Source organism: Cellulomonas massiliensis JC225, from assembly GCF_000312005.1.
GTDB lineage: Bacteria > Actinomycetota > Actinomycetes > Actinomycetales > Cellulomonadaceae > Cellulomonas > Cellulomonas massiliensis.
This window is the reverse complement of record NZ_HE978588.1, coordinates 2,838,220-2,844,741: the sequence shown is the minus strand read 5'-3', so window position 1 is coordinate 2,844,741 and position 6,522 is coordinate 2,838,220. Positions and strand designations below refer to the sequence as shown.

Genomic DNA, 6,522 nt, shown 5'->3' with positions numbered 1-6,522 from the left:
GCGCGCCGACGGGCCCGCGCACGACCGCGAGCAGGAGGCCGGCGGCCGCCAGGAGCGCGAGCTTGAGGCCGGGCGCCGTGCGGTGCACGACGCTGGTGGCGGGGTGGTAGAGCCCGAGCGGCCCGGCCCAGGGGGCCCGCAGCGGCCGGCTCACCGCGCCGGGCTCGCGGGTGCGGGTCCGGTGGGGTGGCGCGGGCCCGCGGGGGCCGGCGCGTCGGCCATGAGCGTGCGGTAGTGCGCGAGGGCGTCGGCCGGCGCGCCGTCGAAGACGACGGCGCCCTCGTCGACGACGAGGACGCGTTCGGCCCGGGCCGCCGCCTCCAGGTCGTGGGTGACGACGACGACCCGTTGCGGCAGCGCGTCGAGCAGCGCGTCGACCGTGCGCCTCCACCGCAGGTCCAGGAGCGTCGTGGGCTCGTCGCAGACCAGCAGGTCGGGCTCGACCGCCAGCACGCTCGTGAGCGCGAGCAGCTGCTTCTGACCGCCCGAGAGCGCGTGGACGGGCAGCTCGGCGCGGTCGGCCAGGCCGACGCGGGCGAGCGCGGCCCGGGCGCGCGCGTCGCGGGCGGCCGGGTCGGGGACGAGCCGGCGCAGCGAGAGCGCCACGTCCTCGACGGGGGTCGGCATGACGAGCTGCGCGTCGGGGTCGGTGAAGACGAACCCGACCTTGCGGCGGACCGCGGGGCCGTCCTCGGCGGTGTCGAGCCCGCCGACCCGCACCCGTCCGGCGGAGGGCAGCACCAGCCCGTTGAGCAGCCGCGCGAGCGTGGACTTGCCGGAGCCGTTCGCGCCGACCACGGCGACGCGCCGCTCGGCGAGCCGCAGGCTCACGGGCCCGAGCAGCCGCACGACGCGGTCCGGACCGCCCTGCGGGTCCGGGCTGTAGGCGGTGACGACGACGTCGTCGAGCTCGATCACGTCGCGCTCAGCGGCGGCCGCGCAGCAGGTCGGGGTAGGCGGCGAAGACCGCGACCGCGACGGCGGCGGCCGCCAGGTTCTTGAGCACGTCACCGGGCATGAACACGGCGTCCGCCGCGAACGCCTCGGGCAGCGTGAGGCCCGCGCGCGCCATCATCCCGGCGATCCCGGCCGGGTGGATGACGACGAAGCTGCCGACGACGCCGCTCGCGACGAGGACGAGGTAGCGCGCGGAGCCGGTCGCGCGGGCGGCCGAGCCGGCGAGCCACCCGCACAGCGCGGCGGCGAACGGGAACGCGAGCAGGTATCCCACCGTGGGCCCGGCGAGGACGCCGAGCCCGCCGCGGCCGCCGGAGAAGATCGGCAGCCCGGCCAGGCCGAGCACGACGTACAGCGCGACGGCCAGGAAGCCGCGGCGCCAGCCCAGCACCATGCCGGTCAGCATGACGGCGAGCGTCTGCAGCGTGACGGGCACGCCGACGCCCGTCGGGATGCCCGGGAGGATCGCGCAGACCGCGACGAAGGCCGCGAAGGTGGCGACCAGCGCGGCGTCGGTCGCGGCCGAGCCGCGGCGCTCGACCGGCGTGGGCAGGGTCTCGGCGGTGCGGGTGTCGGTGCTGGTGCCGGCGCTGGTGGCGTCCGTCGGTGCGGTGCTGGAGCGGGTGTCGGCCATGACGCGTTCCCCTCGGTCGTGGGCGGGGCCGGGCGGGGTCGTCGTCGCGCTGGAGGCGGACGACCGGGTATCCAGGTGCGCCGCCGGGCGGCAGGTCGCCACGCTAGCGGTCGTTAGGATGGCCGTCGTTTGCGCCCGAGGCCAAGACCGGGGCGCCCTTTCCGGAGGAATGCCACACCCGTGATCTCCACCCAGGCCGTCGAGCTGCGCGTCGGTGCCCGCCAGCTGCTCGAGCCGACCAGCTTCCGCGTCGCGTCCGGCGACCGCATCGGCCTCGTCGGCCGCAACGGCGCCGGCAAGACCACGCTGACGAAGACGCTCGCGGGGGAGACGCAGCCCACGGGCGGCCAGATCATGCGCTCGGGCGACGTCGGCTACCTCCCGCAGGACCCCCGCACGGGCGACCTGTCGGTGCTCGCCATGGACCGGGTGCTCTCGGCCCGCGGCCTCGACGAGATCGTGCGCGCCATGCGGCGCACCGAGGCGGACATGGCGGCGGAGGACGAGGAGGTGCGCGACCGCGCGATGGAGCGCTACGCGCGCCTCGAGGCGCGGTTCACCGCCGCGGGCGGGTACGCCGCCGAGAGCGAGGCGCACCGGATCGCGTCCAACCTCGGCCTGGACGACCGGGTGCTCTCGCAGGAGATCGGGACGCTCTCGGGCGGGCAGCGCCGGCGCGTCGAGCTCGCCCGGATCCTGTTCTCGGGCGTCGAGACGCTGCTGCTGGACGAGCCGACCAACCACCTCGACGCCGACTCGATCGCGTGGCTGCGCGACTACCTCAAGGTCTACCCGGGCGGGCTCGTCGTCATCTCGCACGACGTCGAGCTGCTGCGCGCGGTGGTGAACAAGGTCTTCCACCTGGACGCGAACCGCGCGCAGCTCGACCAGTACAACCTCGGCTGGGACGCGTACCTCAAGCAGCGCGAGACCGACGAGAAGCGCCGCCGCCGCGAGCGGGCCAACGCGGAGAAGAAGGCCGCCGCGCTGATGGCGCAGGCCGACAAGATGCGCGCGAAGGCGACGAAGACGGTCGCCGCCCAGAACATGGCGCGCCGGGCGGAGCGCCTGCTCGGCGGCCTGGAGGACGTGCGCGTCGCCGACAAGGTGGCGAAGCTGCGCTTCCCCGAGCCCGCGCCGTGCGGCCGCACCCCGCTCACGGCGGCCGACCTGTCGAAGTCGTACGGCTCGCAGGAGGTGTTCACGGGCGTGGACCTCGCGATCGACCGGGGCAGCAAGGTCGTCGTCCTGGGCCTCAACGGCGCCGGCAAGACGACGCTCCTGCGGATCCTCGGTGGGCTCGAGTCCTCGGACACCGGGGAGGTCCGGCCGGGCCACGGGCTCAAGCTCGGGTACTACGCCCAGGAGCACGAGACGCTCGACATGGGCCGCACGGTCGTGGAGAACCTGCGCTCGGCGGCGCCCGACCTCACGGACACCCAGGTGCGGTCGGTGCTCGGCTCGTTCCTGTTCTCCGGGGACGACGCGGACAAGCCCGCCGGGGTGCTGTCGGGCGGGGAGAAGACCCGGCTCGCGCTCGCCGCCCTCGTCGTGTCGAGCGCGAACGTCCTGCTGCTCGACGAGCCGACCAACAACCTCGACCCCGCGTCGCGCGAGGAGATCCTCGCGGCGCTGCGCGGCTACACCGGCGCGGTCGTCCTGGTCTCGCACGACGAGGGCGCGGTCGCGGCGCTGAACCCCGAGCGGGTCCTGCTCATGCCGGACGGCGACGAGGACCTGTGGAGCGACGACTACCTGGACCTCATCACGCTCGCGTGAGGCCGGCCGAGGAGACGGCGGACGGCGTCAGCGTCCGCCCGGCTCCGCGAGCTGGGCGTCGATGAGCGCGTCCTCCTCCGCCTCGGCCCGGCCGTCGCGCCGTCCGCGACGAGGCGCCGGCGCCGGGGGAGCGGCCGGGTCGGGCGCGCCGTCGGCCTCGACCGCGCGCGCGTCGGTGATCTCGCGGCGCGCGAGCAGGGAGAACCCGACCAGCGCCCCGAGCGCGAACACCCACCACTGGAACGCGTACGACAGGTGGGAGCCCGGGTCGAGGCTCGGGGCGGCGAGCGCACCGAGCGGCGTCGTGGGGGCGGGGTCCTCGGCGACGAGCGACCCGTACGCGCGGTAGGCGCTGCCCTGCGCCCCGCCCTGCGCGAGCACCTGGTCCACGGCGATCGCGTGCGTGTACCCGGCGGGGGCCGGCCGCCCGGGTGCCTCGCCGGCGCGCAGGCGCACGGTCAGCGTCACGTCGCCGGCGGGCGGCGGCGGCACGTCCACCGCGCTCGAGGCGTCCTCCCCGACGGCGACCCAGCCGCGGTCGACGACGAGCACGGGGGGCGCGCCCGCGCTGCCGCCGCCGGCGCGGTCGAGGACGAAGGGGACGAGCACGTGGTAGACGGGCCGGCCGTCCACGGGCCGGTTGCGCAGCAGCACCGTCGACCCGGCGTCGTAGCGGCCGCTCACCCGCACCGGCGTCCAGGCCTCGTCGTCCGTCAGCGCGTCGCCCACGCCGTCGAGCACGTCCGCGAGAGGCACCGGGGTCGCGTCGTAGTTGGCCTCGACCACGGCGATCTGCGCGTCGCGCCACTCGTGCCGGTGCCACTGCCAGCGGCCGAGGAAGGTGCAGACGACGGCGACCAGCACGCCGACGGCGACGAGGCCGAGGGCGCGGCGGGCGGCGGGGCTCACGACGTCGAGCCCGGCGCGCCCTCGAGGGCCGCGGCCGGGACGACGTCCTTGACGAAGCCGCGCACGTCGAGGAACTGGGTGAGCCGCTCACGGTGCTCGTCGCACGCGAGCCAGACCTTCCGCCGGTCCGGCGTGTGCAGCTTCGGGTTGTTCCAGAGCAGACCCCAGGTCGCCTCGGCCCGGCAGCCGCGCGCGCTGCAGACCAGCTCGTCGACCGCGTCGGGCACGGGTCCGAGGAGGCTCACGGCCGGCCGCCCAGGCCACGCGTGGGCCCCGACCCCGGGCCGATCTGCCGCGGGTCGAAGAACGTCTGGTCGGTGTCGCGGCGCTCGCGGCCGGCGTTCGCGCCCAGCACCGCGACGTAGGGCAGCACCGCCGCGCCGACGAGGAACACGACCGACAGCCACAGCGGCACGTGGCCCCACGTGAGCACGGTCGCGAGGAAGCACACGGTGCGGATGCCCATCTGGACGAGATACCGCTTCTGCCGCCGGGCGACGTCGTCGGCCAGCGGCTCGGGGGCGGACGTGATCCGCTGCACCTCGGGCTCGTGCGACCGGCGTGTGCTCACCCCACGATCGTAAGCCGCGCTCGCCACCGCGGCTCCGCCTGCGTTGTGCGACCTCCACAACACCGGACGACGATCCTGCTGCGGGCCGCCCGCCCGGCGCCTCGCGCGGGTCGGCTAGCGTCGTGTCCCGTGCCTGAGAACTCGCAGCCCGAGCAGTCGCCCGCCCCGCGCAGCGTGCTGGTCACCGGCGCCAACCGCGGCATCGGCCGCGCCATCGCCGAGCGGTTCGTCGCCGCGGGCGACCGCGTCGCCACCATCTACCGGTCCGGGGACCTGCCGGAGGGCGTCCTCGGGGTGCACGGGGACATGCGCGACACCGCGTCGGTCGACGCCGCGTTCACGGAGGTCGAGGCCCAGCACGGCCCGGTGGAGGTGCTCGTCGCGAACGCCGGCGTGACCCGCGACCAGCTGCTGCTGCGGATGACGGACGAGGACTTCGCGGACGTGCTCGACGTCAACCTCACGGGGGCGTTCCGGTGCGTGCGCCGCGCGAGCAAGGGCATGATCCGCCTGCGGCGCGGGCGCGTCGTGCTCATCTCGTCCGTCGTCGGGCTGTACGGCGGCGCGGGCCAGGTCAACTACGCGGCCTCGAAGGCGGGACTCGTCGGGCTCGCCCGCTCCGTGACCCGCGAGCTCGGCGGCCGCGGCATCACCGCGAACGTCGTCGCGCCCGGCTTCATCGACACCGACATGACGCGCGCCCTGCCCCAGGAGCGCCGCGACGCCTACGTCGCCGCGATCCCCGCCGGCCGGTTCGCCGAGCCCGACGAGGTCGCCGCGACCGTCGAGTTCCTCGCCTCGCCCGCCGCCGCCTACATCAGCGGCGCCGTGATCCCGGTCGACGGCGGCCTCGGCATGGGCCACTGACCCTCCCACCACGACAGGACGGACCACTCCCATGGCTCTGCTCGACGGCAAGAAGCTGCTCGTCACCGGCGTGCTGACCGACGGCTCGATCGCCTTCCACGTCGCCCGCCTCGCGCAGGAGGAGGGCGCCGAGGTGGTCCTCACCTCGTTCGGCCGCCAGTTCCGCCTCACGCAGGTGATCGCGCGCCGCCTGCCGAAGGAGGCGCAGGTGCTGCAGCTCGACGCCACCTCCGACGAGGACCTCGCGGCGCTGGCCGACCGGGTGCGGGAGGCGGGCCTCGACCGGCTCGACGGCGTCGTGCACTCCATCGGGTTCGCCCCCCAGTCGGTCATGGGCGGGAACTTCCTCGCCGGGGAGTGGGACGACGTCGCCACCGCGCTGCAGGTGAGCGCCTACTCGCTCAAGTCGCTCGCGGTCGCCGCCCAGCCCCTGCTGAGCCGCGGCTCGAGCGTCGTCGGCCTCACCTTCGACGCGCGGTACGCGTGGCCGGTGTACGACTGGATGGGCGTCGCGAAGGCCGCGTTCGAGTCGACCGCGCGCTACCTCGCCCGTGACCTGGGCCCGTCGGGGGTGCGGGTCAACCTCGTCTCGGCGGGTCCGATCCGGACGACGGCCGCGAAGTCGATCCCCGGCTTCGAGGCGATGGAGGGCGGCTGGCCCGAGCGCGCCCCGCTCGGCTGGGACGTGACGGACCCGGAGCCGACCGCCCGCGCGGTCGCCGCGCTGCTGTCGGACTGGTTCCCGGCGACGACGGGCGAGATCGTGCACGTCGACGGCGGCGTGCACGCCATGGGCCTCTGACGC

The 6,522-nt window shown here is 75.6% G+C and carries 8 protein-coding genes; 3 read left to right on the top strand and 5 right to left on the bottom strand.

Translation table 11 applies throughout. From position 1 onward, the window contains the following. Positions 1-150 precede the first annotated feature (150 nt). Both HGCM_RS13460 and HGCM_RS13455 read right to left on the bottom strand, forming a co-directional pair. Positions 151-918, bottom strand: coding sequence for an energy-coupling factor ABC transporter ATP-binding protein (locus HGCM_RS13460; protein WP_019137358.1), 768 nt, complete (start codon positions 916-918; stop codon positions 151-153). 7 nt (positions 919-925) lie between these two features. Continuing rightward, positions 926-1,591: a biotin transporter BioY gene (locus HGCM_RS13455; RefSeq protein ID WP_019137357.1), complete on the bottom strand. Its 666-nt coding sequence runs from the start codon at positions 1,589-1,591 to the stop codon at positions 926-928. A gap of 180 nt (positions 1,592-1,771) precedes the next feature. Here HGCM_RS13455 and HGCM_RS13450 point away from each other — a divergent pair, with 180 nt between their 5' ends. Further along, positions 1,772-3,370: an ABC-F family ATP-binding cassette domain-containing protein gene (locus HGCM_RS13450; RefSeq protein ID WP_019137356.1), complete on the top strand. Its 1,599-nt coding sequence runs from the start codon at positions 1,772-1,774 to the stop codon at positions 3,368-3,370. Positions 3,371-3,397: 27 nt separating this feature from the next. On the opposite strand, the gene HGCM_RS13445 is transcribed toward HGCM_RS13450, so the two are convergent. From HGCM_RS13445 to HGCM_RS18325, 3 genes are read right to left on the bottom strand one after another with little or no spacing between them, the layout of a single operon-like run. Further along, positions 3,398-4,279 carry an SURF1 family cytochrome oxidase biogenesis protein gene (locus tag HGCM_RS13445; protein WP_019137355.1) on the bottom strand — a complete coding sequence of 294 codons (882 nt, stop codon included), beginning with the start codon at positions 4,277-4,279 and terminating at the stop codon, positions 3,398-3,400. Further along, complete coding sequence (locus tag HGCM_RS13440) at positions 4,276-4,524, bottom strand: hypothetical protein (protein ID WP_051016090.1); 249 nt, start codon at positions 4,522-4,524, stop codon at positions 4,276-4,278. The genes HGCM_RS13445 and HGCM_RS13440 overlap by 4 nt, the downstream gene beginning before the upstream one ends. After that, on the bottom strand, positions 4,521-4,850 hold the full coding sequence (locus HGCM_RS18325) for a DUF3099 domain-containing protein (protein WP_019137353.1): 330 nt from the start codon (positions 4,848-4,850) through the stop codon (positions 4,521-4,523). The genes HGCM_RS13440 and HGCM_RS18325 overlap by 4 nt, the downstream gene beginning before the upstream one ends. Before the next feature lie 129 nt (positions 4,851-4,979). On the opposite strand from HGCM_RS18325, the gene fabG reads away from it, so the two are divergent. Then, positions 4,980-5,717 carry a 3-oxoacyl-ACP reductase FabG gene (fabG, locus tag HGCM_RS13430; protein WP_019137352.1) on the top strand — a complete coding sequence of 246 codons (738 nt, stop codon included), beginning with the start codon at positions 4,980-4,982 and terminating at the stop codon, positions 5,715-5,717. Between the two features lie 31 nt (positions 5,718-5,748). Further along, on the top strand, positions 5,749-6,519 hold the full coding sequence (gene fabI / locus HGCM_RS13425) for an enoyl-ACP reductase FabI (RefSeq protein WP_019137351.1): 771 nt from the start codon (positions 5,749-5,751) through the stop codon (positions 6,517-6,519). Positions 6,520-6,522 lie beyond the last annotated feature (3 nt).